The sequence below is a fragment of the Undibacterium sp. TC4M20W genome, from assembly GCF_049340245.1.
Classification (GTDB): Bacteria; Pseudomonadota; Gammaproteobacteria; order Burkholderiales; family Burkholderiaceae_D; genus Undibacterium.
On the sequence record NZ_JBMPPI010000010.1, the window covers coordinates 146,806 to 169,593 of the forward strand.

Consider the following 22,788-nt stretch of genomic DNA (forward strand, 5'->3'; position numbering starts at 1 on the left):
AGACATATATGTGACCTCACTGCTGTTGTGAGCCGTCATGCTTGAAGCTCCTTCCCCTTCAAGGGGAGATTTGTGGGAATTCGCAAAGCGCAGCTTTGGGCCACAAATTTCTAAGCAGCTTGCAAGCTGCGCGGTGGAATGGCCAGGATGGGGATGGGTTTCCGACGTAAATTCATCTATTGTTAATCGACCGAAACCCATCCCCACCCTAACCCTCCCCTTGAAAGGGAGGGAATTTCGTCGTTATTTTCCAGGCAGCAGTGCATGCGACCTGATTTCAAACATATAAGCAAAGAGGCTTGCTATGTCTGCTTTGAGTATCAAACAACTCGTTCATGCGTCGGGCCTGACTTTGCTAATCGCAGCATCGTGTCATGCATCACCCTCAGACGAGATGCCCGTCGGAATGAGGTTGGACGCATCGTCTGCGCAGATTGAAAACGCTTTTTCCCCAGATGCCAAGGCCGAGGAATTGGTACTCAAGGTCATCAATACATCTACCTCCAGCATCAGATTGGCGGCCTACTCGTTTAGTTCGCCAACCGTGGTCAAGGCACTGCTAGACGCAAAAAAGCGCGGCGTCAATACCATGGTGCTGGTTGATTATCGCCGTAACCAGAAAAAACCTAATTGGGCAGCCTTGAACCGCCTCGTTGCTGCAGGCATTGCTACGCGTACCATTTCTGTGTATGCGATTCATCATGACAAGTACATCATCGCTGATGAACAAACTGTGCAGAACGGCAGCTTCAATTACACCCGTGATGCGGCAGAAGATAACAGTGAAAATGTTATTGTGTTCTGGCGTAACCCGGAGTTGGCGAAGTCATTTCTTCGCCACTGGGAAAGCCGCTGGTCTGCGGGCGTGGATTACAAAACCATGCCGCTGGTAAAGTAGCCAGCAGCAGGTATTGACAGACTTCAGGCTATCGCCCCAAAGCGAAAGCTTGATGCCACCACGCCGCCAAAAATGTTTTCTTCGTGATAAACACAACTGGCAACTTCATCCTCTGCCGCACCCACGGCCACCATCAGCGGCAATAAATGCTCTTCCCGCGGATGGGCAACCCGTGCTGCCGGTGCTTCTTCCCAATTGAGCAGACGCTTGACTCTTTCTGTCGTGCTGCTGGCGATCAGGCTGTCCTGCAGCCAGTCATCAAAACTTGATGAGGGTTCTTTTGCCAGTGGGCCAAAGCGGCGCAGGTTATGGTAGCTGAGGCCACTGCCTATGATGAGTATGCCCTCGTCACGCAAAGGGGCGAGCGCACGCCCCAGTGCCAAGTGTTCTGCCGGGTCCAATCCTTTGCGCAGTGATAATTGCACGACCGGCATATCAGCCTCAGGGTACATCACGGCCAATGGCGCAAATGCACCGTGATCAAAGCCACGCTGCGTATCCGCCTGTGCGGGCAAACCTGCATCCTTGATCAGGCCCATTACCCGTTCTGCCAGCTCGGGTGAACCCGGCGCAGAGTAATGTACCTTGTAGGTATGTTCAGGAAAGCCACCGTAGTCATACAGCATGCCCGGCCAGGGGCTGGTCATTACCTTGAATGCGCTTTCTTCCCAGTGCGCCGAGATCATCAAGATGGCCTTGGGTTTGTACGGCAGTTGCCGTGGCATATCGACCAGTGATGCTTCCAGCACATGCATGGTTTTGCGCATGTCTTCCATGTAAGGCCAGGGGCCGCCGCCGTGCGAAATAAAGTAGGTAGGCAATTTCATATGAGTATCCTCCACAGGTCATTTGGTGCCGGGGCTTGCTTTTTCAATTAACTCCATGAAGCCCATGTAAATCATCATAATGTTTCCTGATTGGGAAATCGATGGTGGTAAAGTAATTGTATTGTTTCCAAAAAGTGCAACTATGGTGTATGGAAAGCCGAAGGTGATATATGGATGAACTAGATATCAGTGGCATCAGGGTATTTCGTGAGATTGTCGAATCAGGCAGCTTTACCGCAGCGGCTGACAGGCTGGGCATGGCCGCGCCCATGGTCAGCAAGCATATCGCCAGGCTGGAACGCAAGCTCGGTGCCAGACTGCTCAACCGCAGCAGCCGCAGCATGAGTCTGACTGAGGCGGGCAAGGATTTTTTTTCGCAGGGCAGGCAGGCGCTGGACATTCTTGATGCTGCTGTTGCCTCGGTTGCACAAGAGAGCGGGCCACCACGCGGTGAATTGAAAATCAGCGCCCCGGTCTGGTGTGCGAATCCTGGCTTTGCGAAGGTGCTGGCAGATTTTCGTGAAAATTATCCTCTGGTCAGGCTGAACCTGCATCTTGATAACCACATGGTAGATCTGGTCGCAGACGGCTTTGATCTGGCGTTGCGGGCGACCGATGAGCCATCACCAGCGCTGATCGCCAGGTCTTTGTGCAAAGTCGAGTTCCGCCTGGTTGCCACTCCGGCTTTTGTAAAAAATCTGCAAGCTGGCAACAAAGACGAAGCCGTCAACGTGGCAATGATATTGCCCAATTATGTGCAGCTTGAAAGGTTTCACTTGCCGGTCCAAACAGAGTGGGCGCCTTTAAAGCTGGATGCGGTCATGAAATGCGGTGACACCACGCTCACTTATCACTGCGTACTGGCTGGCATGGGTGCTGCATTTCTACCCGAGTGGCTGGTAGGCGATGATCTTGTTTCTGGTCGCTTGCAACTGGTGGCAGGTAATGAGCCGGGTTTTACCGGCAACCTGTATGCCGTGTATGCCAGCCGCCGTCAGATGCCACCCAAGCTGCGTTGTTTTATCGATTTTTTGATAGACAGGTTGGGCGATTAGTCATATTGACATTTAATTGTGGAATACTTGTCAACGGAATTAACCCAGTTCCGTTGTTAGCTACATAGCCAGCGATAAAAACCAGGCTATGTCGTTTAAAGATTCGCTTTAAATCTTGCTTAAAAAATGTCCAATTATTGAGGGAGTATTCGCATGTTGAAGAAAATTATATTTGGCCTGATGGCTTTGTTGGCTGCTACTGGTTTTGCATTCGCTGATGTCGATGTCAATAAAGGCGACCAGGCTGCACTCGATGGTATCAAAGGCATAGGCCCAGCCAAATCCAAGGCCATCATTGAAGAACGCACAAAGAATGGTGCCTTCAAGGATTGGGCTGATTTTGAAAGCCGCGTCAAAGGCATAGGCGAAAAAAGCTCCACTAAATTGTCTGAAGCAGGTTTGACTGTCAACGGTCAGGCTAAACCTGGTGCAGCAGCAAAACCAGCGGCCAGCGCAGCTCCAGCCAAAGGTGAAAAAGCTGATAAAGCTGCTGCCAAGGCAGAAAAAGCAGAGAAAGCAGAAAAACCTGCGCCAGCAGCGTCTGCAACAGCGGCACCAGCAGCACCAAAAGCTTCTGCTGCGGCATCGGCAGCATCCAAGGCCAGCGCAAAATAAGTCTGATTCTTCAGTTCTTTTGTTGAACTGACAGTTTCACAAAACCCCGGAAGTGATTCCGGGGTTTTTTATTAGCTTATTTAAATTCTGTATAAGCCCGATTAGTGCATGCCAGCGGGTTGTGCAGGCTTGATTTGTCTATGAGAAGCTGATTTTTATCAGCCTTGACGGGGCATTTTTCAAACAAACTGCTTGCTTATGCGGCAAGCGTCTTAAGGTAACTGCGTTTAGAATAAGACTTTGTCTTTTTAAGCTGTTTTTAAGCTGTTTACCATGACCTATCTGACCATCGAAGACACCATAGGCAATACACCGCTCGTTAGATTGCAGCGCATACCCGGCGATGAAAACCTGCGACGTAATAATGTCATCCTCGGCAAGCTGGAAGGGAATAATCCTGCCGGCTCCGTCAAGGACAGGCCTGCCTTGTCCATGATCAAAAGGGCAGAAGAGCGTGGCCGTATCAAGCCTGGGGACACACTGATAGAAGCCACCAGCGGCAACACTGGTATTGCCCTCGCCATGGCTGCGGCCATGCGTGGTTACAAGATGATACTGCTGATGCCAGAAAACCTGAGCATAGAGCGCCGTCAAAGCATGGCGGCCTATGGTGCGCAAATCATGTTGACACCCAAGACTGGCGGCATGGAATATGCACGCGACCTGGCAGAGCAAATGCAGTCAGAAGGACAGGGCGTGATCCTCGACCAGTTCGCCAATCCAGATAATCCGCTGGCGCATTATGAAACAACAGGGCCAGAAATCTGGCGTGACACCAAGGGCAAGATCACCCACTTTATCAGTGCCATGGGAACTACCGGTACCATCATGGGGGTATCGGCTTATCTGAAGGAACAGAATCCACAGATACGCATCGTCGGTGCGCAGCCGGAAGAAGGTTCGCAAATACCAGGCATACGCAAATGGCCAGAAGCTTACATGCCGAAGATTTTTGATAAAGCCAGAGTCGATCAGGTGGAGTCAGTCACGCAGGCAGATGCAGAACAAATGGCGCGCAGGATGGCCGTGGAAGAGGGTATATTTTGTGGTATTTCTGCCGCAGGCGCATGCGAAATTGCTTTGCGTATTGCCCAGACAGTAGAAAACGCCACGATAGTCTTTGTTGTTTGCGATCGTGGCGACAGGTATTTGTCGACAGGTGTGTTCCCGGCCTGAGTAGTCGTATCATCGCGAGTGCAGTCCCGCACTCGCTGATTGAGCCAAAGATGTGGCTTGCTGATCTAATCGCGGGTATGACTGAGTTGATAGCGGGTACATCTTGCAGCTGCAGGTGACAGGACTAAGGCATAGAGCTAAGTTAAATAGCTAATCACTTCGCTAATCACATGGCTACTCACATGGCTACTCATATAGTCAGATCATGAAGGGCAGTGCGGGATGTGGTGAGCTGGTCTGGGCGAGCGGTTTAGCTGCTGCCATTCATGCGCGCATTGTCAAGGCGCTCTGCCATGGAATCTCCAGGCACTCAATTTTCTTGCACTTCTCCCGCAGCTTTACATCAAGCTGTCATAAATCCGGTGCACAATAAAAACAAGAAAAAAAATACCGAAATCACGCTTGTGGCGCATTTTCGGTATTTTTCAATGTAGCAGTTTTCCTGATAACCCGAAGGTCAGACAGGCCAGCAAGCACTGATCAAATTAAAGACTTATGCTGCGTCTTTTGGTTTGAATTGCTTGTCGCTGATACGGAATTTCGCACGACGGTCGCCCATCAATTCGCGCAATTCTTTGATGCTGACATCGCTGATTTCATGCATGCGGATCAGCAGTGATGCGCCGACCGGCAGGCGACGATGCCTGATTTTACTGATTACTGGTGGTGCCACTTCCAATGCTCTGGAGAGTGCTGCATCATTTTTCAAATGCAATTGCTTGATCAGAGTATCCAACAGATTGTTTGGATCATAGTCGATTTCATCGGATTCAAGCTGGGTCAAATTTGCCATAATTACCTCGCTGTGTAGTTTATTGACGCTTAATTAGTTGCTTCAATAAAAAATTAATCAAACGGTAATATTGTATCTTTAAAATATAATTTGCTTGTCAGAAAAATAGCAAACCATTGTTAAATCTCTTGACACTTTGCTTAGTTAAGAAGTAAATGTGTCAACTAGATAACAGCACTTTAGTTTAGAAAATACTGAATGGCAATGTTTATTCCAGTAATTAGTTACTAGAATAACATAAATTAACAATTTTATTTGGTTTATTAAAATCTGTTAAATTGCGAGCTTCTTCTCCCATCACTCTGTGATGCGGCGTTAACCACATTAACTGAGAATTATTTTTGTCTGGCCGCAGCAATGACACGGCCCAGATCATAGACTGACATTGCATAAAAATAACTGCGGTTATACAAGGTAATGGCGTAAAAATTTTCTGTTGCAAGCCAGTACTCTGTTGCGTCATTGCCATTTTGCAGATCGACAAGCCCGTAAGGGATATTTGTTGGCGCATCGCTACTGGCTGTTGTCGCGATGGCTTTCAAATCCTGCAACTGATAACTGGCTTGCAAACCTTTACCCAGGGCCGTGCTGAGTTGTTCATTTTTCTCATGCAACACCAGAGTGGCAGGGAACGCGACAGGCAAATTGCGCTTCCAGCCATGTACTGCCAGATAGTGGGCGACACTGCCTATCGCATCCACAGGTGAATCTGTCAGGTTGATCTTGCCGTCACCATCAAAATCGACTGCATATTTCCTGATGCTGCCCGGCATGAATTGTGGCCAGCCTATCGCACCTGCGTAAGAGCCTTTGAACACAAAAGGATCAAGCGAGGCTTCTCTGGACATCAGCAACATGTTTTCCAGCTCACCCCGGAAGAATTGCATGCGTGCATCACGCGTCGGTGTGTCGGGATAATCAAATGCCAGCGTGGTCAGCACATCCATCACACGGAAACCGCCAGTCTGCTTGCCAAAGATGGTTTCTACACCAATCAGGCCGACGATGATTTCTGGCGGCACGCCATATTCCTGCTCGGCTTTGGCGAGGGCATCGGCGTATTTATCCCAGAACGCGACGCCGGCTTCAATACGGTAAGGCTCGACAAAGCGGGCGCGGTAGGCTTTCCAGTTCTTGGGTTTGCCTGCCGGAGCAGGGCGCATTAGTTGCCTGGCGGTTTCTATGTACCTGGCTTGCTTGAAGATGGCTTTCAATTCTGCTTCGGTATAGCCATGCTTGCTGACCATTTCTGTGATGAAGCTGGATACTTCCTTCCATTGTTCAAAATGGCTTTCATCTTTTTTTGCCTTGACAGCCGGGGAAGAGCTGGCTGCCCCCGTGCTGCTTGCAGGCTTTTTCACATGTTTTTTTTCTGTTGCATGGGCTGCGCCTGAGGTGAGCAGGGCGACTGCGATAATCAGTGAGTAAATGCTATTCAGCAGGATGCCTGGCTGGCGTGATGCGTGGGATGTCAGAGAGATCAAAATACGTCTATTAAAAATTAGCGGCATGCTGCCAGCAAGGTTTTCAAACGCCGGATCAGCGTGCTTTCCGGACCTGGGTCTTTGCCGTAGCGGGCACTTGCGTACAGTGCCAGAAAACGCTCGGCATTTTCAAATTCAGCTGCGGGCAGGCTGCTGCGCAATCTTTCCAGATAGGTTTTTGGCCCCTCATGCAAAGCGCGTGCTGCGGTCTTTTTTTCCATCTTGCGACAGAAAGAAAAGTATACCTTATCAAGCGCTGTGACACGTGGCCGGTTGCGAATTAAGGGCAGGGAGATCAGGCCGAGTATCAGGCTGGTCGCGACAAAAAACAACATGGTCAGTTGTGTCCAGTCCACTTTCATGAGGCCCATGGAGTTCAACAGGCTTCTCTGGGTATTCTGGTTGTAGTTCAATACCCATTGATTCCAGGAGTTATTGACGGCACTCCATTGCATGCGCACCTGGTTGAAAAAAGAAATTCCATCCGGGCTCAGGTTCATAAGGCCCGCCAGGCCCTGGCGCGGCACGGCATAATTGAGTGAACGCTGCACCCTTTCCGGTGCGACGGCTGCCGTTGGGTCTATCCTGAGCCAGCCTTTACCTTCCAGCCAGACTTCGGCCCATGCATGCGCGTCGGACTGGCGTATCTCAAGATAACCATCGACAGAATTCAGGTTGCCGCCCTGATAGCCGGCAATTACCCGTGCTGGGATATTGGCGGCGCGCATCAGCAGGACAAAGGCACTGGCATAATGCTCGCAAAAACCAGCCTTGGTATCGAACAGGAATTCATCGGCACTATTCCTGCCCAGGCGCGGTGGTTCCAGCGTGTAGGAATAGGCTTCACGTCGGAAGTAGTTCAGTATGGCCCAGATCAACTGCATATCATCGGGATATTGTTGTCTCAGCGTCGCAGCAAAAGCCAGGGTGCGTGGATTGTAGCCTTCAGGCAGTTTCAGCGAATCGGCCACCATCTCGCGGTTGCTGCTGGCTTCCAGAGCATAGCTGGTATACGACTCTATCGTGTATTTAAGCCTGTCATTGGTGACTTGCTCGCGCCGGGTTTCCATCAGTCTGTTGATGATCGCAACGGTACCTGTATTGGTGTCCAGTTCGGGTTTGCCTGCGGGCATGTCGAGTGCAAACAGCCAGTTTTGCCCATTCGCTTCCAGCGTGATTTCCTGGCGTATGGCCTGGCCGCCATATTTAATCCAGTTTTTGTCCTGGTCAGTTTTATAGGAAGATCTTTTTTCTTCCTGAGACCAGCTGCGCCCATCGTATTTATTCATGACGATGCCACGCCAGTAAAGCTGAGGTTTGGCCGGGATGAATTTATCGAACTTTACTCGAAAGGCAATTTCTTCAGACTGTGCCAGTTCGCTGATATTCCCTGGAGACATTGAGTTCGACAGACCGCTGCGGCCAGATTGCGCATCGCCTGGCAAACCCCACAGTGGCCCCTGTATGCGCGGGAATAGCACAAAAGCGATGATGGTCAGCGGAATTGCCAGCCCCAGTACGCTGGCGCCAAGCTTGAGCCTTTGCAGTAAAGGCGGTACTACACCTGTGTAATGGAAGGATAACTGCGCTGTCAGCAACAGGCACAGCCCGGTCAATGTCAGTATGGCGGCGAAGATGCTCTGCTGATAAAAGAAACTCGTCAGTAACAGGAAAAAGCCCAGAAAAATCACCACGAACAAATCTCTCTTGGCATGCATTTCCAGTAGCTTGCAGGTCAGCAGCAAGACCAGCATGGTGACGCCAGCTTCCCGGCCAAAAAAAGTCCTGTGTGTCAGATAGACCCCGGCCATCATCATCAGGGCAACTGGCAGCAGCAGCCAGGCAGGGGGCAGGCGGCGTCCGCTCAGGGTCAGCCATCCACGCCAGGTCAATAACAGGGCGCAAGAGGCATTCACCCACCATTTGACGTGATCAGCATGTGGTAATAATACGAAGACGCAGGCAAAGATCAACAGCAGGGTATCTGCCTTGTCGCGTGACAATATGGTGCGGAAGACTGGCAATTTCATGATGCTGGTATCTCGTAGAGCGCCAGTGCGCGCAGGCAGGCTTCACAGTGCTCTGGCCCAGTAGTGGGCGGATACTGCGTATGCGCCAGCCTGAAGCCATAAGTCAGGCCGCGCTGATCGGCTTCCAGTACCCAGCTGGTCAGGCGTGAAAGTTTTAGTTCTGTATCGAGGTTACGTGGCAGTGCGGCAAAGTCCAGCATGACATCGTTGCCAGAACCTCCGGCGAATTGCTTGGTCACCAGTGAGCCACCCAGGGCTGTATCGACTTTGGCAATCTGTTTCCAGGCCAGGTGTTTCATGGGGTCGCCAGGCTGATAGGCACGCACACCGGCAAAATCTTCATCACCGGCATGGCCTGGCGCTTCTGTCTTTTGCCCGGCACCTGACATCGGCAAGGGCGGTGGATTTGCCTCTGGTTGTGGGTAGACCAGCGCATTGGCATCTGGCAGCCAGGTGCTCCAGGCGCGTAACAGACCCAGCGGGAAGTTAGTCTGCAAACGTATTCTGGGTATCGCCTGCAAACCCCGGTTCGTCGTCGGGTAGCTGAGCTGCACGGCAACGCGGCTGTCAGCAGCGATATCAACAAATTTTTCCGGATGGCCTTTTTCAGCAAAACCCACGCTGATGGCATAGCGTGGGTGAATGCGGCGGTTGATCAGATACACTGTATATTCGGTTTCTTCACCAGCAAAGACAGCCCGGGCTGATCCTGGCAGCAAGTGCAGGTAGGCCAGGTTGCGAAAGCCATAAAATACATTGACCAGTGCAACGCCACCCAGGACATAAGTCAGGCCAAAGCCCAGGTTCAGGCTGTAATTGGTTGCTGCCAAAAACATCAGTAGCAAAAGGACGACATATACCAGTCCGGGTTTGCTGGGCAGGGTGAATACCCGCCGCTGATTCAGGAACACTTCACCACTTTCTGGCTTGTGTTCCAGAAAAACGATCTTGCGCAGTCTTTTTTTTATCGATGTGAACATGCCGTGATTGATCTATGGCTGTGCAGTTCAGACGCTGACGCGTTTCATCAGTTGTGCCAGCAATTCGCTGCTCGCACTGACCTTGCCTGTCATCGACTTCAAAGGGCGCAGCCTGTGTGCGATGACGGGTATCAATACTGCCTGCACATCTTCAGGCAGGACGTGGTCACGGCCTTCCATGGCAGCCCAGGCACGCGCGGCCTGCAATAGGGCGATAGAGGCGCGCGGGCTCATGCCCTCGGCAAATAAATCGCCCTGGCGTGTTGCATGGGCCAGTGATTGCACATAGTCGATCAGCGCTGCTGAAGTATGGATTTTTTTGAGTTGCTGTTGCGCTTCCATCAATTCTTCCGGCTGCATGATGGCAGGCAATTGCGCCAGCAGGCTGCGTCTGTCTTCACCCAGCAAAAGGGCACGTTCTGCTGCTGCATCCGGGTAACCGAGCGACAGGCACATCAAAAACCTGTCGAGTTGCGACTCAGGCAGGGCAAAAGTACCCACCTGATGGGCAGGATTCTGGGTGGCGATGACAAAGAACGGTGAGGGCAGGTTGCGCGTTTGCCCTTCTACCGAGACTTGCCTTTCCTCCATGGCTTCCAGCAATGAGGATTGGGTTTTGGGTGTGGCGCGGTTGATTTCATCTGCCAGCAGTACCTGGGCAAACACGGGGCCGGGATGAAAGACAAATTGTGATTTTTCCCTGTCAAAAATCGAAATGCCAACCACGTCTGCCGGTAACAGGTCGCTGGTAAATTGCAGACGGTTGAATTTCAGGCCCAGGGAAATCGCCAGTGCATGCGCCAGTGTGGTTTTGCCTACACCAGGCAAATCTTCTATCAGCAAGTGTCCACCCGCCAGCAAACAGACCAGCGCCTGCCTGATCTGCTGTTCCTTGCCGATGATGACGCTATTGACCTGTTTTGCTACTTTATGTACTTTGGAAAACATGTTCTTCCTTGCTGAGCAATATTTATTGTTGCCTGAAAATCATGATGGTTCAAGCCAGCCCAGGCTGACGAAGCATATGAATTGTCAAATTTCTGTGACCACAGTGTAAACCGAAATGTGAAAAACTGTTGCCCATAGTGAAAAGATTCAGACAGACGGATTTGCAAAATCGGACAAATAGGGTGAAACTGATAATAAGATAGATAAGATAAACAGAACTGAGATCACTTCTACTGCGCTGGCATGCATGTGCCTTACCGGGTTTGTGGTAGTTCTGGCACAGAGACATGACAACTGCGTACTTCACCCATGCTGACTGCAAACGCCATGAAATGGGTTCATGGCACCCCGAATCACCGGAACGCCTGCAAGCCATAGACGATCAACTGATCGCCAGCCGCATCAGCAGCTTGCTGGATCACCGCGAGGCACCACAAGCGACGGAGGCTCATCTGGCGCGTGTGCATACTGCCGATGCCATTTACCGCATACGGGAAAACTGCCCCTCAGAGCGCTCTGACTACAGCCATTTCCCGCTGGATGCGGATACTTCACTAAATGCTTACACCTGGCGCGCCTCTTTGCGTGCCGCTGGTGCTGCTGTAGCGGCAACCGATGCCGTGCTTGATGGCGAAGTGGAAAATGCCTTTTGTGCGATACGCCCGCCAGGACACCATGCGACCCCCAGTGAAGCCATGGGTTTTTGTATGTTCAATAACATTGCCGTAGCGGCCAAACATGCATTGGAGGTACGCGGTCTGAAGCGTATTGCCATCGTTGATTTTGATGTCCACCACGGCAATGGCACGGAAGAAGCATTCAGGGATGATGAGCGCGTGCTGATGGTCAGTTTTTTTCAGCATCCTTATTATCCCTATACTGGCACTGAGCACCCGGCCAGCAATATGGTGAACATCCCTGTCCCGGCGCATAGCTATGGTGACGTTGTGCGCCAGTTGATTACTGAGCAGTGGTTGCCCGCCTTGCGCAAGTTCGAACCAGAAATGATCTTTATTTCTGCTGGTTTCGATGCCCACCGTGAAGATGATATGGGACAGATGGGTCTGGTCGAAGCCGACTACGCCTGGATCACCAAAGAAATCATGAAGATAGCCCAGCAGTTTTCCAACAAGCGCATCGTCAGTTGCCTGGAAGGTGGCTATAACCTGTCTGCTCTGGGGCGCAGCGTGGTGGCTCATCTTAAAGTCCTGGCAGACCTGGATTGAGCCATGATTAATTACGGTAGCCTGAGTCCGTTGAAGACGGAACGTCTCCTGTTGCGCAAGATGGAGCGTAGCGATATCGACAGCGCCGCCATCATCCATGGTGATCCCGCCACCAATATTCATAACCCCACCGGCCCCAGATCACGTGAAACCACCAGGATATTGCTGGATGACTGGGCAGGTGCATGGGATAGGCAGCATTTTGGTTATTGGACCGTCTGTTCTATAGACGAGCCAGACCAGGTATTGGGTTTTGGTGGCGTCATGCGCAAACAGATAGGTGATTTCAGTGGCCTGAACATCTATTTCCGTTTTGCTGCGCACACCTGGGGCAAGGGCTATGCAACGGAAATGGCGATGGCTGCCTTGCGTGCTGCTTTTGTCGTGCTGGCTGAGGATGCTGTATATGGCCTGGTCAGGCCTGCTAACATTCCTTCGCGCCGCACCCTGGAAAAAATCGGCATGCAGTTGTACTCGGAAGTAGAAGATGTGCCAGGCGAAGCCGCCAGCCTGATTTACCGCATCACCCGTGCAGATTACCTGAGCCAACGAAACTGATATCCCGATCCGGCTATGAAAACCAGGATGTGAAAATGAAAAAGACACTAAGTGCTTTATTGGCAGTGTGGGCCATGCAGACTACATTGGTTCATGCCGCAGATGATATTGCAAGCGTCACGAGCAAAGTTGCCCAGTTCATTGATGAATGGCATGACGATGCTGCCCATGCACGCCTGCAGTATTTCGACAAGATGGCAAAAGATGGTGTGTATATAGGTACCGACAAGACCGAACGCTGGACGCGCGATGAATTCAAAGCCTGGGCCAAGCGGTTTTTTGAACGGCCATCTGCCTGGGCTTTCAAATCCTTCAACCGCCATATCAGCATGTCGGCAGACCACAAATTTATCTGGTTTGATGAGCAGTTAAAAACCCAGATGGGTATCTGCCAGGCCACTGGCGTCATCGAGCAAACTGCCAATGGATTTGAAATCAGGCATTATCAGCTGTCGCTGACGGTGCCTAACGAGCTCACTGATTATCTGGCCGATGGCGTGAAAAAACTGACTGAAAAGCAGGCTGAACAAGCGCAGAAAAAATGAATTCGCACGCTGCGTCAGCCTTATTTGAGTACTCTCAGTACTTGATGATATAAGTCAGCGCAAAATACGGTGGGCGGTTTTCGTGAGCCCCGTTGCCGCCGGTGTTTGTCGTACCGTAATAATAATTGTCCTTGTCAATCCCGCCTTTGCTACCCATCTGATTCTTGCCCTCTAGGCCCATGGGCCAAGAGGAATCCGATTCACCAAATCCAAAATGCTGGTGGCTGGGTATCTGGTTGACATTGAGAGTCACGGTTTCAACACCGCCTGTGCTTTTGAGCGGGTAGTTGCTGAGGCCATTACCTTGCCCGGTGCCGATGACAAAACGGCTGCGCAAATCGGGTACCGTGCCGCCTATGACGGCAAACAGGTTGGGGTAGGTCGATTGGCTGATGGTCTGCCCTACACAAAGCAGCCAGCCGTTAGGTGCATCGCTGCCGCCAAAGGAAATGATGGAGCCGACTGGCAGGGGATTGATTGCAACCGTCTCAGCTGACTGCGAAGGCGCGGTAGTGGTTAAAGTGCTCATGGTAGTTTTATCTGAAAAAGAGTGAAAATGGTGCAAATATAGGTCTATGTTTGCACCACTACGATAAGTCGTCGCTTTGTGCTTGGTTGCGGTAATCTAGTATTTGATGATGTAGGTCAGCGCATAAAATGGCGGCATATTGTTATGTGCCCAAGTTGAGCCTGCGCTGCCCGTCCAGGTTGTAAACGCCGAACTGGTTGTTGACCAGCCCTCCGAATTCCCTGTGCCGTTATTACCTCCGCCGTTACCGCCACCAACACCATAGGAATGATTGTGGCTTGGTATTTCATTGAGGTTGAGTGTGTGATTTTCTTCTCCTCCAGTGTTATTCAGGGGGCGGCTTGCCAGTCCATTGCCCTGGCCTGCTCCGACGATGAAGCGGCTGCGCAGGTCAGGTACATTGCCGCCGATCAGGGCATACAAAGCTGGATAGGTGGATTGAGCAATAGCTGTTCCGTCGCATATCAACCAACCGTTTGGTGCTGCGGATCCTGCAAAACTGACAACAGTGCCAACTGGCATCTGTATAGTGGCTGTGACTGTGGCGCTTGGATTTGGCATGGGATACTCCGGTCAGTTATTAGTGTTATCGCCATACACATTCAGTGTATAGATGGTTTGTGGTGAAGTCGGGTTGACGATATAAGACGTCGCGGTTTGTGGTATCGGTAATTGGCGCGTGGTACCTGAACCATCATCGGCAACGATTTCAAAACTGTTTTGCCCCTCGATATTCCAGTTCAGCTGGAAAGCATAGCTGGCTGGCGGCACAATAGTGGCCGTCTGTATCGTGAAGCTGTTGATGACAGGGGGGAAGATCAGTGGCACCGTGCACTGTATCTTGTTCAACAGGTTTTGCCAGTTGCTGTCAGAGTACGCCCAGCAATACACAGTCAGGGTCTGCGTCTTGGTAATGCCGGTGATCTGTGGATGCTCACTGTCATAATTGAGCGCAGGATGCGCGGTAGTGCCGTAGGTATACCTTTGTTCTGGTATGGTCATACCGGGGATGTAAAAGCTCAGCTTGACACTGCCGACACCAAACATGCTCCAGGTCAGCGGGATAGAAACTAGTTCGGTGGAACTGCTGACGTGGATGGTTTCTGCCAGGCTGTAGATACCGATCGCACCAGGATTCGGTGGAATTTGCTTGCTGATGGGGACGACAAATACCGTATCGTTATAGTGCGTACCATCGTTTGCCATGAATCCTGAAAACTGCACATACATCTGCGTAGGGCCAGTCGGCGTCATCGAAATGATATTGGCGAAAGAGAACGTCACATTTGACTGATCACCGGTCCCTATGATCTGTTTGTTGGTATTGTTGGGTGTCAATGTCCAGGTTGGCGAATTTGCCTGGCCGGTCACTGAAGGGTTTTGTACACTCCAGCCACCAGTCTGATCTACATAGACACCAGCACTGATCGCCCAGGCTGAACCCAGTTGAGTAGATTGCTGTTTGTCGTCCGGTGCCAGTGAGCCACTGGTCGTGCCATACACAAAACTGACCGATACCTTGGGCGAACCCGTCCACATATTATTGCCATTGAATAGAGGCGTGCTGCCGATATTCTTGAGGTTCAGGTACAGGGTATTGGTCAGTGGATTGCTAATGGCGGACACATAGACCGCGCCGCCAAATTCTGGTGCGACGCTGAGTACGTCATGCAAATTCAGGTTACCCGGCGCAGGTTGCGCAACCAGCGCCAGTGGTGACGATACCTGGCTAGGCACGTTGGCACCACTGATGTCATTGAAGTTGATTTGCACGACGTCAGCAGCAGGCGTGTTTGATGTCAGTATATTGTTGATGCTAAAGGTGACGGCGCCATTGCTAGCCCAGGGGGCATTGCCGCCTGTCCATTTCAGTTGCAGGGCCATGTCAGTGCTGTTGTAGCTGAAAGTCCAGCCTGCAGGCGCGATATTGCTGATTGTCATTTGCTCCAGCTGTGGTGCTGTGAAATACAGCGGCATAAACACTTCGAGGCTGGCAGCGTTAGTGAGATTGATATCAGCCCCGGTATCATTGGTGAGCGCGATATTCAGGCTGGCTGTGACCCCTGTATAAATGGTAGCGGGCGTGCCCGGTACCGCAGGGTTGTTCATGGTCATTATTACTGAGCTCATAATTTTTTCTGTCTGTTAGGGTTGATCAAAATAATAAATCTTCAGTAGTGCTGGCTTGTTTGTTACTGCTTGTATGCATGCTTCATTTATTATTGTCCGGAGTGAGTTCCAGCCAGCCCTCCTGTAGGGTCTGTGGTGAGTAACCATAGACCGGGGTCTCGTTGGCAGCATTGGCAGGCAGTGCTGTTTCGTCGGCACTGCCAGGCGTAATCCACGACCAGACATAACCAGCCTCCGCAGGCAAAGGCACGACCAGGCCCTGACTCATTTTCAGCATGGGTCTGGTGACGAAATTGACTTGCAGGCTGTTCATTGCGCTTGAATACTGGTCAGGCGGTATGCTCAGTTCATTGACGGGCAAGACGCCTGTCGTGGCATGCACTGCCGCACGCGGATCAACCAGCATGGTCAGGTGGCGTGATGCTGCATTCAGTGTTAATTGCACCGTGGTTTCAGCCGGTGCCCGGATACCACCCTGCATGCCAGGATCAGCCGCAGGTGCATAGAAAATCGAATTGGTATAGGGATTGTCACCGGTTCCATCCATCAGGTAACCAACCAACCCGTCATCCAGATTGGCGAGGTCACCCAGGCGCAGCGGGAAATTGAGGTTTGGCAGGTTGGCACTGCTGTAAGCCATGCGGTCTGTGTAATTGACGCGGTTATTGTTAACGTCTTGCGGGAATGGCGCACCAGGGCCGCTGCTAGCCTGGCTTATTGGCAGCAGGTTGCCAGCAGTTTCCAGTCCGACCGAGGCCCTGACCAGCGCCAGCGGATTTCCAAGCAGTACTGACAGATTCGCATCCCTGGCGTAATTGGCTGGGTTGATATAGTCGGCAGAATCCAGTATGACCTTCATCAGGTCTTGCAGATAGCTGGCATTCTGGCCATTGATGTACCACATATAGTTGGCCAGATTGGCATTCACCTTGGGTGAGCCTGGCTCGCCTATGTCATACGCCAGACTGCTGGTGGCATTGGCCAGGTTGCCAGCACGGGTGCGATAGATCAGAGTCGGATTGGTGCTCAGATGTTCTATGCCAAAAGTGCCTATCGCGCTGCCATCGGCATTGTAGAAGAACAGGTTATTATCGAGGTGATTCGGCATGATCCAGCCGCACACGGGCGAAGTGGCGGGGTGACGGCTCATCTCTTCGAAGTCCCCGGTGATACCGGCAATGCTGGTGTCATACGAGGCTGACAGCCATTGGAACCACAGGCGACTGGAGGCCAGTAACCTCGGTGGCAGGTAAATCTTGCCCTGGTTCGCTGTATCTTCGGCGGGCGGTGTCATGGAGTAAGCGGTAATTACTTCCAGCGAACCATCTGGATTGCTGGCTGCAGTCGCCAGGTCCATGCGCTGGCCGAAGGCATCGACGATTTCTATGCTCATGATTTCCAGGAAACCAGAACGCAGGGGCCCAAAATTACCCTGCGCCAGCAAGCCCGTGGAGATAGGTTGCTGGCTGTTGAAGCCAAAGTCATACCAGTTGTCCCAGGTATTTTGTTTGGCAGCGTTGGCGACAGCAGTGGTTACACTGTCACGGCTGCCCTTGGTCAGGTCCTGGACTGCTACCTGGGCGACATCAGCAGTCAATATTTGCTGGATATTGAAGCCGCTGATCGATTGTGCCAGGAAGTTCTTGTCGGCATACAGATCGGCTATGCTTTGCAGGGTAGGGTTATCCGGGTCAGCGGGGTGGCTGGCTATATAGGAGTTGATTTGATACACCAGCACGCCAGTGGAATTGGAACTCATCGTCGATGAGTTGCCATAAGTGATGGCGTCAGGCGAGGTGAAGTTTACAGCCTGGCTGCCATTCATCTTATAGACATAATCGACCGCATCTGTGTCCAGGGTAAAGAAGTCCGTGAGATTCGATGGTGAATAAATCGCGTTACCATTGCTGTCTTTGGCTTCCCATAACAAAGGATTGAGCCTGACATTCCAGACCATGAATACCGGCAGGAAGGGATTGACCTGGCTGGATGGGAAACCGGCTGGTGTAGCCTGGGTACTCCAGCCTATGGTATTCGGTGCCCAGCCATTGCTGGCGGCATTGCTGAACGTGATATTCAGTGACTGTGGTGCGCTGACTGCGATGGCGGGATTGGCTGCAGCCTGGTAATTGTCACTTGCTACCGTCGTGAACAAACTGGACTCAGGCGAAGCGGGCGGGGTGGGCACACCACCTGCGTTCGGTGCTATATCCAAAGGACTCAGGCCGCCTTGCGCATACATCAGGCTGATAGTGAAAGCAGCGGCTGAAGCAACTGCCGGATTATTCGCCCCCCCTTTTGTTGCAAGTGCCGAGGTCACCGCCGTTGTCAGCATGGGCGTGATCAGGCAGGCTTCGCCGAGCAGGGCGCTGACATCAGCCCCCATGGGAATATTGCTGTTGATGGCCGGTACGATACCTGTGCTGCTGGCGGTGATCTGGAATTCAGTGCTGTTGTAGCAGATATTGAGCTGCCCCAGTATCTCCTGGCTCAGGCGCACAAAGGTCAGTGGATTTTTGCCATTCCTGCGCGCGGGTTCCATCATGTCACCCTGCATCAGTACCAGGGGCTCATTCGGCAAATAGAAAGCGTCACTCTTCGTGCATTGCACTTGCCAGGCCGGGTAAGCAACCAGGGCATTTTGCACCACCTGATAATTGTCCCAGACCTTGTAGGCCAGACTGGAGACAGACACGCCGCTGACTGGCTGGCTGACACCGGTGACTGCACCTGATTCTTCATTCGTGATATACGACAATATGCCAACCGCCGTGCCCTTGGCAATGACGGCATTCAATTCACCACCGCTGGCAGTGTTGATGAAATTTGCCATATTGTTGATGCTGATATTCGGGTCAGTGATCTCACCCGTGTAAAGCTTCACATAATGTGTCCAGTCCATGAACAATTGCTTGCGCATGGTGGCGAGTGCAGCGCGACCCATGTCGTAATTTTTTTGCGCCTGGTTCAGCAGGTAGAGTTGTTCGGCCAGATCCAGCGGCAGGGTGACTTCGATATCAGGATTGACCGGGGTGTCACCATTGACTTCCTGGCTGCCTATGATCCACAGGTAACCACCCGGGTCGGTAGAGAAGGCATTGCTGTGCAGTGCTTCTTCCAGCGTAATCAGTTTGTTCGGTGTTTTTTCCAGATCCGCCAGCAAGCCCAGTTGCAGGGCATCCAGCAGGTATTCATAATTGCTCAATACATTTGGGTCATCGGTCTGCTGGCCCATGTCAGTCTTGAGCATGGCAGCCACGGCTTCTTCAGTTGAATTGCCGACGGCAATCTCAACCTGGGTATCCCAGACAGAAACATTGCCTGCATTATTCGACTGCAAAAAGTAAGTCGTGCCGGGATTGCTGAGCATGTTCCACACAACTTCCTGACTGGTGCCGGCAGACAGGGTTTCTTCCGGGTAGTTGAGTGAGGCTATCGTGTGATTTTCATTGAGCTCATAACCCACATCGGCCAGATTGAAGGTCCACTTCATTTTTCCGGCAGTGATCTGCTTGAAAAAATCATTGGGTGTCAGTTCAGGGGCGACATGGTTGTTATTGCAGTCAGTCAGGTACTGGTTATAGTCGTCGGTGATATGGGCATCAATATTGGCCAGCGGATCAGACAAGCTTTCATTGAGCCAGCCCGTGACCTGATAACTGGTGCGGAACTGTATTGTCGCATTCGCCTTCAGGGCTTCATACAAAGACTTGTAGCCGGGATAAGGCACGTCAGAAAAATTATCCCAAAAGCCAAACACACTGCAGCATTCAGGGTAGTAAGAACCAAAATAGGCACCGACAAAACCTATCGATGTCAGGTACAGTGAGCTGCCATCAGTGGCTTTGTAATTTGGCAGGTAATTCGATACAGGTGTATTCGCCGGGTTCCAGCTTGCTGCATCGACCACCCGCCCCATGTACATGAAAGGCTGTTGCTGGAAACCAGGCTGGGCTGGGATAGGCACAGAGATGACAGGCCGTATGATGCCGGAAGCATCGGCCTGCAGTGTCGATGACAGGTAATCACTCTCAACCACCCAGCTCTTGCTGCTGATACTGCCATAAGCCTGGGTTTGCGTATCATAGAAGCTCAGGAAGCGGGTTACCAGCCAGCGGTTAGGCGCAGCCGGGAAAACCAGATTGCCGCCTTCGGCTGGTTGTGTCCCCTTGCGAAAATAATCAGGCAGCTCCCATTGCAAATGCACCCCCACACCGAGCGGGTTGGCCGGGCTGTTGAGCGGGTTGCCGCCGGCTGTACTGCCGAGCGGCGCATAAATCTTGTCACCGGTACTGGCCGCTGCCGGTGGCGTGCCACCATTCGGGTTATACCAGGGCATGGAATTGAAGCTGGCCGTCTTGCCCTGCAAGCCGCCGACGACATTGGTGGCATCATTGTTATTGACGCGCAGTGCAGCAATATTGAGTGGAACGATGGCGTTCATCATGATTTTCAGTCGCTGGCTTAATTAATTTGATTTATAAAAACTGACCATGCCCACACCCTCGGTCATCTCAAAGCCCATCTCGGCAGAATCGATACTGCTGGGGGCAGTGGTACCCGGTGGTGGCGCGACAGAGCGGTTGGCTTGCAGGATAAGCTTGGACAAACTGTCCATGCCCAGCACGCGCGGCGATATGCTGCGGAAACATGAGCTGATGTCAGTCTGCGTCACCGTCTGGCTCATGGTGACGCTATTCGTCGTAGTGCCATTGTTATTGGCAGCAGCATTGCCAAAGGTGTACAGATTCTTGACCGCTGTGGCGGCCTGACCCCTGACGGTACAGCTATTCTGGAAACAATCAATACCGTAATGCAGCGCCTGTGGTGCTTCATGTATATCAACACGGTAGGCGTCACCCGCAACCAGACAGATCAGCGTGTCAGATTGTGGCCCCAGTTGCTCCAGCCGCAAGATTTGCAGCATGACAGGTGGCACGTCTTTTGGTGTGCCACCGAGAGGATAGACATTCACGCCCATGCTGGGGTAATCAAGTACCAAAGAAGAGCGCAGGACAAAGCCGCTGATGACGGTGGAATTGTTCTCGTTGAGTTTGGCAGTAGTACCAAAGGCCTTGGCCCTGACTTGCGAAGCAGTACCCTTGACCTGGCTGGTCACCTCCGGCAAGACGGCAGATTGCAAATTCATTTCTGGCGTATCGACCTGTGTCGTCAGGTTGCGGCCTATGCTCATGGCACCGTCAGTCAGTGCAGAAATCCAGTTACTGTCGAGATAAAAAAAACGCAGGGATTCTGGCGGCAGCATGTTTTCATCTGGCACCAGATAATTAAACGGCACGCCATGCAGCAGTGCCAGGTTGGCCAGCCAATCGACCAGCACTTGTGGCATGGCAGGATTGACCAGGTTGGCCTGCACATTGGCAGGAGTGGAATAGGCAGTCTGCAGGTTGCTGATCAGTGATGAGCGCTTATAGACGGATTTCATATTAAGCCTCAGGGTTGAGTGACATGATGGTGCGCTTCAGCAGTGAATTTGAACCATGTGGTGCTGGCGCGCCGACCATAAGTTTCATTTGCTTGGCTTGTGGTGCTAAGTCCAGCGAGGCACCCAGGCTTTGTTCCAGCATCTGGTCTTCGACGGATTGCTGTACCTGCATTTCCAGGTCGCGCTTCCAGGTGTAATAGGCGGTTGAGAACGAGGTGTCCTGCAAGGCCACCATGCGGCCTATGGTCCAGGCGGCGGCATAAGAGGTATCCAGCAAACCCGTAGTCGGGTCAAAGATGGTGGCCGCATCTGGCGAGGCTATTGGCACCTGCAACCACGACTGCGTGATTTGATAAGGCGTCAAGGGGCCACGATACCAGGACACGGTCTGGCCGGACGTGCGCAGGGTTTCATTGAGCGGCACATAACCCATATTCAATGCGCCGCGCACGACCGCATTGCTGCCCTGATAGGGGAGACGCAGATTGGTATTGGCGGCGGCTGGTGGAGGTTGCTTTTTCGGGTCATCAATGACGCGATCATTCAGGCTCAGCAACTGATGGACAAAGGTCGCTGGCTGACCAGTGCTGAAGAAAGTCCAGTTGCTGAGTACTGCCAACCTCAGCGACAAGTTGCCATTGTAAGTGTTGCCCGCCGGTGCACCGCCACTGCTGGTGCTGGGTAAAAAGTGTTGCAATTCTTCTAGCGACACCAGGAATGCTACGGTCTTCTTACCGGTAGCTGGCAGGCGGTTGCCAAATACGACGGAGAATGAACCGGTAGGCTCACCAGGGTCTGGCGTATTGGTGGTAGTCGGTTGGTTGATCAGGCTGACTACGCGGCCATGCGCCATCTGCTTCAAGTCATCGACACTCGGTGCAATTTTCCAGAACAGGCTCAAAGGGACATCGATGGTCTGGATGGCATCTGTCAGTGTCTCGCCGGGTTCCAGCCCCAGTATGCCTGTTGCACCATTGAAGTAGGAATAATTGCTACCCAGGCTGCTGTTCGTGCCGGACGGCAGGGCAGCCTGCGGGAACAGGTCGGCCACACTGCGGGTCGCTGCAGACAGGCTCAGGCTCAAACCTTCAGCGGTGCAGGCATCGATATCATCTTCATCCAGCAGCATGACCCATAGCCAGGTTGGTACATCGGCATCGGTATCCGTGCCTGCCTCTGGCGGTGAGTATGGCAGTTGATTGGTCGGGTAACGTACCCAGGGGAAGGTCTTTTGTGAAAACACCACATGTGGCAAGACATTGCTGAATTCACCCGAGGCATTGTCCGAAGGGAAGACCGAGCTGATCACATTGCCGGGCTGCGAAATCGCAAAGCGGTCTGCCGTTACCGCAAAGGTATAGCTATTGTTATAGTCTGCGCCGCTGACAGCATTACCTGCGTTGTCGAGTATGTTTTGCCTTACCTTTAACTGATAACCACCAGCATCCAGTCCAGGTAAAAAATGCTGGATAAAGGATACCTGCTGGTTAAGCAAATAGGTTTCATCGTCATTGACAGCCATGTTGATTCACACCTTCAGAAAAAATA

Annotated in this window: 19 protein-coding genes; 7 read left to right on the forward strand and 12 right to left on the reverse strand. The window is 52.0% G+C overall.

Annotated elements, in window-relative coordinates; translation table 11 throughout:
- Positions 1-406: 406 nt before the first annotated feature.
- A complete protein-coding gene (locus tag ACO0LL_RS14620; protein WP_422951582.1) occupies positions 407-898 on the forward strand; it encodes a phospholipase D family protein in 492 nt (163 codons plus the stop codon).
- Positions 899-921: 23 nt separating this feature from the next.
- On the opposite strand, the gene ACO0LL_RS14625 is transcribed toward ACO0LL_RS14620, so the two are convergent.
- Positions 922-1,725, reverse strand: a complete 804-nt coding sequence (locus tag ACO0LL_RS14625; RefSeq protein WP_422951583.1) for a DODA-type extradiol aromatic ring-opening family dioxygenase — start codon at positions 1,723-1,725, stop codon at positions 922-924.
- 170 nt (positions 1,726-1,895) lie between these two features.
- On the opposite strand from ACO0LL_RS14625, the gene ACO0LL_RS14630 reads away from it, so the two are divergent.
- The 3 genes from ACO0LL_RS14630 (at position 1,896) to cysM (ending at position 4,571) form a co-directional block, all read left to right on the forward strand.
- On the forward strand, positions 1,896-2,780 hold the full coding sequence (locus tag ACO0LL_RS14630) for a LysR family transcriptional regulator (protein ID WP_422951584.1): 885 nt from the start codon (positions 1,896-1,898) through the stop codon (positions 2,778-2,780).
- 153 nt (positions 2,781-2,933) lie between these two features.
- A complete protein-coding gene (locus ACO0LL_RS14635; protein ID WP_422951585.1) occupies positions 2,934-3,395 on the forward strand; it encodes a ComEA family DNA-binding protein in 462 nt (153 codons plus the stop codon).
- Positions 3,396-3,668: 273 nt separating this feature from the next.
- Positions 3,669-4,571 (forward strand): cysteine synthase CysM, encoded by a 903-nt coding sequence (cysM, locus tag ACO0LL_RS14640; RefSeq protein WP_422951586.1) that lies wholly within the window; start codon positions 3,669-3,671, stop codon positions 4,569-4,571.
- A 493-nt stretch (positions 4,572-5,064) separates the two neighbouring features.
- Here cysM and ACO0LL_RS14645 read toward each other — a convergent pair whose 3' ends face one another.
- From ACO0LL_RS14645 to ACO0LL_RS14665, 5 genes are all read right to left on the reverse strand, one after another.
- The gene (locus tag ACO0LL_RS14645) at positions 5,065-5,364 is read right to left on the reverse strand and encodes a hypothetical protein (protein WP_110257001.1); all 300 of its coding nucleotides are present in this window, start codon (positions 5,362-5,364) and stop codon (positions 5,065-5,067) included.
- Between the two features lie 335 nt (positions 5,365-5,699).
- Positions 5,700-6,851: a lytic murein transglycosylase B gene (mltB, locus tag ACO0LL_RS14650; RefSeq protein ID WP_422951618.1), complete on the reverse strand. Its 1,152-nt coding sequence runs from the start codon at positions 6,849-6,851 to the stop codon at positions 5,700-5,702.
- A 14-nt stretch (positions 6,852-6,865) separates the two neighbouring features.
- Positions 6,866-8,878, reverse strand: coding sequence for a transglutaminaseTgpA domain-containing protein (locus ACO0LL_RS14655; protein WP_422951587.1), 2,013 nt, complete (start codon positions 8,876-8,878; stop codon positions 6,866-6,868).
- A complete protein-coding gene (locus tag ACO0LL_RS14660; RefSeq protein WP_422951588.1) occupies positions 8,875-9,858 on the reverse strand; it encodes a DUF58 domain-containing protein in 984 nt (327 codons plus the stop codon). The genes ACO0LL_RS14655 and ACO0LL_RS14660 overlap by 4 nt, the downstream gene beginning before the upstream one ends.
- A gap of 27 nt (positions 9,859-9,885) precedes the next feature.
- Complete coding sequence (locus tag ACO0LL_RS14665; protein WP_422951589.1) at positions 9,886-10,806, reverse strand: AAA family ATPase; 921 nt, start codon at positions 10,804-10,806, stop codon at positions 9,886-9,888.
- A gap of 287 nt (positions 10,807-11,093) precedes the next feature.
- On the opposite strand from ACO0LL_RS14665, the gene ACO0LL_RS14670 reads away from it, so the two are divergent.
- From ACO0LL_RS14670 to ACO0LL_RS14680, 3 genes are read left to right on the forward strand one after another with little or no spacing between them, the layout of a single operon-like run.
- Complete coding sequence (locus tag ACO0LL_RS14670; RefSeq protein WP_422951590.1) at positions 11,094-12,032, forward strand: histone deacetylase family protein; 939 nt, start codon at positions 11,094-11,096, stop codon at positions 12,030-12,032.
- A 3-nt stretch (positions 12,033-12,035) separates the two neighbouring features.
- Positions 12,036-12,590, forward strand: a complete 555-nt coding sequence (locus ACO0LL_RS14675) for a GNAT family N-acetyltransferase (RefSeq protein WP_422951591.1) — start codon at positions 12,036-12,038, stop codon at positions 12,588-12,590.
- Positions 12,591-12,625: 35 nt separating this feature from the next.
- Positions 12,626-13,135: a nuclear transport factor 2 family protein gene (locus tag ACO0LL_RS14680; protein ID WP_422951592.1), complete on the forward strand. Its 510-nt coding sequence runs from the start codon at positions 12,626-12,628 to the stop codon at positions 13,133-13,135.
- Positions 13,136-13,169: 34 nt separating this feature from the next.
- On the opposite strand, the gene ACO0LL_RS14685 is transcribed toward ACO0LL_RS14680, so the two are convergent.
- The 6 genes from ACO0LL_RS14685 to ACO0LL_RS14710 form a co-directional block, all read right to left on the reverse strand.
- Positions 13,170-13,664 (reverse strand): phage tail protein, encoded by a 495-nt coding sequence (locus ACO0LL_RS14685; RefSeq protein WP_422951593.1) that lies wholly within the window; start codon positions 13,662-13,664, stop codon positions 13,170-13,172.
- A 96-nt stretch (positions 13,665-13,760) separates the two neighbouring features.
- The gene (locus ACO0LL_RS14690; protein ID WP_422951594.1) at positions 13,761-14,225 is read right to left on the reverse strand and encodes a phage tail protein; all 465 of its coding nucleotides are present in this window, start codon (positions 14,223-14,225) and stop codon (positions 13,761-13,763) included.
- Positions 14,226-14,237: 12 nt separating this feature from the next.
- The gene (locus tag ACO0LL_RS14695) at positions 14,238-15,794 is read right to left on the reverse strand and encodes a hypothetical protein (protein WP_422951595.1); all 1,557 of its coding nucleotides are present in this window, start codon (positions 15,792-15,794) and stop codon (positions 14,238-14,240) included.
- An 82-nt stretch (positions 15,795-15,876) separates the two neighbouring features.
- Complete coding sequence (locus ACO0LL_RS14700) at positions 15,877-20,238, reverse strand: hypothetical protein (RefSeq protein WP_422951596.1); 4,362 nt, start codon at positions 20,236-20,238, stop codon at positions 15,877-15,879.
- Positions 20,239-20,262: 24 nt separating this feature from the next.
- Positions 20,263-21,240 (reverse strand): hypothetical protein, encoded by a 978-nt coding sequence (locus ACO0LL_RS14705; protein WP_422951597.1) that lies wholly within the window; start codon positions 21,238-21,240, stop codon positions 20,263-20,265.
- Position 21,241: 1 nt separating this feature from the next.
- Entirely contained in the window at positions 21,242-22,762 is a 1,521-nt protein-coding gene (locus ACO0LL_RS14710; protein WP_422951598.1) for a hypothetical protein, read from the reverse strand.
- Positions 22,763-22,788 lie beyond the last annotated feature (26 nt).

Excerpts from the sequence above, each read along its gene's own strand:
- ACO0LL_RS14620 (WP_422951582.1), top strand. The coding sequence starts at position 407 with ATGAGGTTGGACGCATCGTCTGCGCAGATTGAAAACGCTTTTTCCCCA.
- ACO0LL_RS14625 (WP_422951583.1), bottom strand. The coding sequence starts at position 1,725 with ATGAAATTGCCTACCTACTTTATTTCGCACGGCGGCGGCCCCTGGCCT.
- ACO0LL_RS14630 (WP_422951584.1), top strand. The coding sequence starts at position 1,896 with ATGGATGAACTAGATATCAGTGGCATCAGGGTATTTCGTGAGATTGTC.
- ACO0LL_RS14635 (WP_422951585.1), top strand. The coding sequence starts at position 2,934 with ATGTTGAAGAAAATTATATTTGGCCTGATGGCTTTGTTGGCTGCTACT.
- cysM (WP_422951586.1), top strand. The coding sequence starts at position 3,669 with ATGACCTATCTGACCATCGAAGACACCATAGGCAATACACCGCTCGTT.
- ACO0LL_RS14645 (WP_110257001.1), bottom strand. The coding sequence starts at position 5,364 with ATGGCAAATTTGACCCAGCTTGAATCCGATGAAATCGACTATGATCCA.
- ACO0LL_RS14655 (WP_422951587.1), bottom strand. The coding sequence starts at position 8,878 with ATGAAATTGCCAGTCTTCCGCACCATATTGTCACGCGACAAGGCAGAT.
- ACO0LL_RS14660 (WP_422951588.1), bottom strand. The coding sequence starts at position 9,858 with ATGTTCACATCGATAAAAAAAAGACTGCGCAAGATCGTTTTTCTGGAA.
- ACO0LL_RS14665 (WP_422951589.1), bottom strand. The coding sequence starts at position 10,806 with ATGTTTTCCAAAGTACATAAAGTAGCAAAACAGGTCAATAGCGTCATC.
- ACO0LL_RS14670 (WP_422951590.1), top strand. The coding sequence starts at position 11,094 with ATGACAACTGCGTACTTCACCCATGCTGACTGCAAACGCCATGAAATG.
- ACO0LL_RS14675 (WP_422951591.1), top strand. The coding sequence starts at position 12,036 with ATGATTAATTACGGTAGCCTGAGTCCGTTGAAGACGGAACGTCTCCTG.
- ACO0LL_RS14680 (WP_422951592.1), top strand. The coding sequence starts at position 12,626 with ATGAAAAAGACACTAAGTGCTTTATTGGCAGTGTGGGCCATGCAGACT.
- ACO0LL_RS14685 (WP_422951593.1), bottom strand. The coding sequence starts at position 13,664 with ATGAGCACTTTAACCACTACCGCGCCTTCGCAGTCAGCTGAGACGGTT.
- ACO0LL_RS14690 (WP_422951594.1), bottom strand. The coding sequence starts at position 14,225 with ATGCCAAATCCAAGCGCCACAGTCACAGCCACTATACAGATGCCAGTT.
- ACO0LL_RS14695 (WP_422951595.1), bottom strand. The coding sequence starts at position 15,794 with ATGAGCTCAGTAATAATGACCATGAACAACCCTGCGGTACCGGGCACG.
- ACO0LL_RS14700 (WP_422951596.1), bottom strand. The coding sequence starts at position 20,238 with ATGAACGCCATCGTTCCACTCAATATTGCTGCACTGCGCGTCAATAAC.
- ACO0LL_RS14705 (WP_422951597.1), bottom strand. The coding sequence starts at position 21,240 with ATGAAATCCGTCTATAAGCGCTCATCACTGATCAGCAACCTGCAGACT.
- ACO0LL_RS14710 (WP_422951598.1), bottom strand. The coding sequence starts at position 22,762 with ATGGCTGTCAATGACGATGAAACCTATTTGCTTAACCAGCAGGTATCC.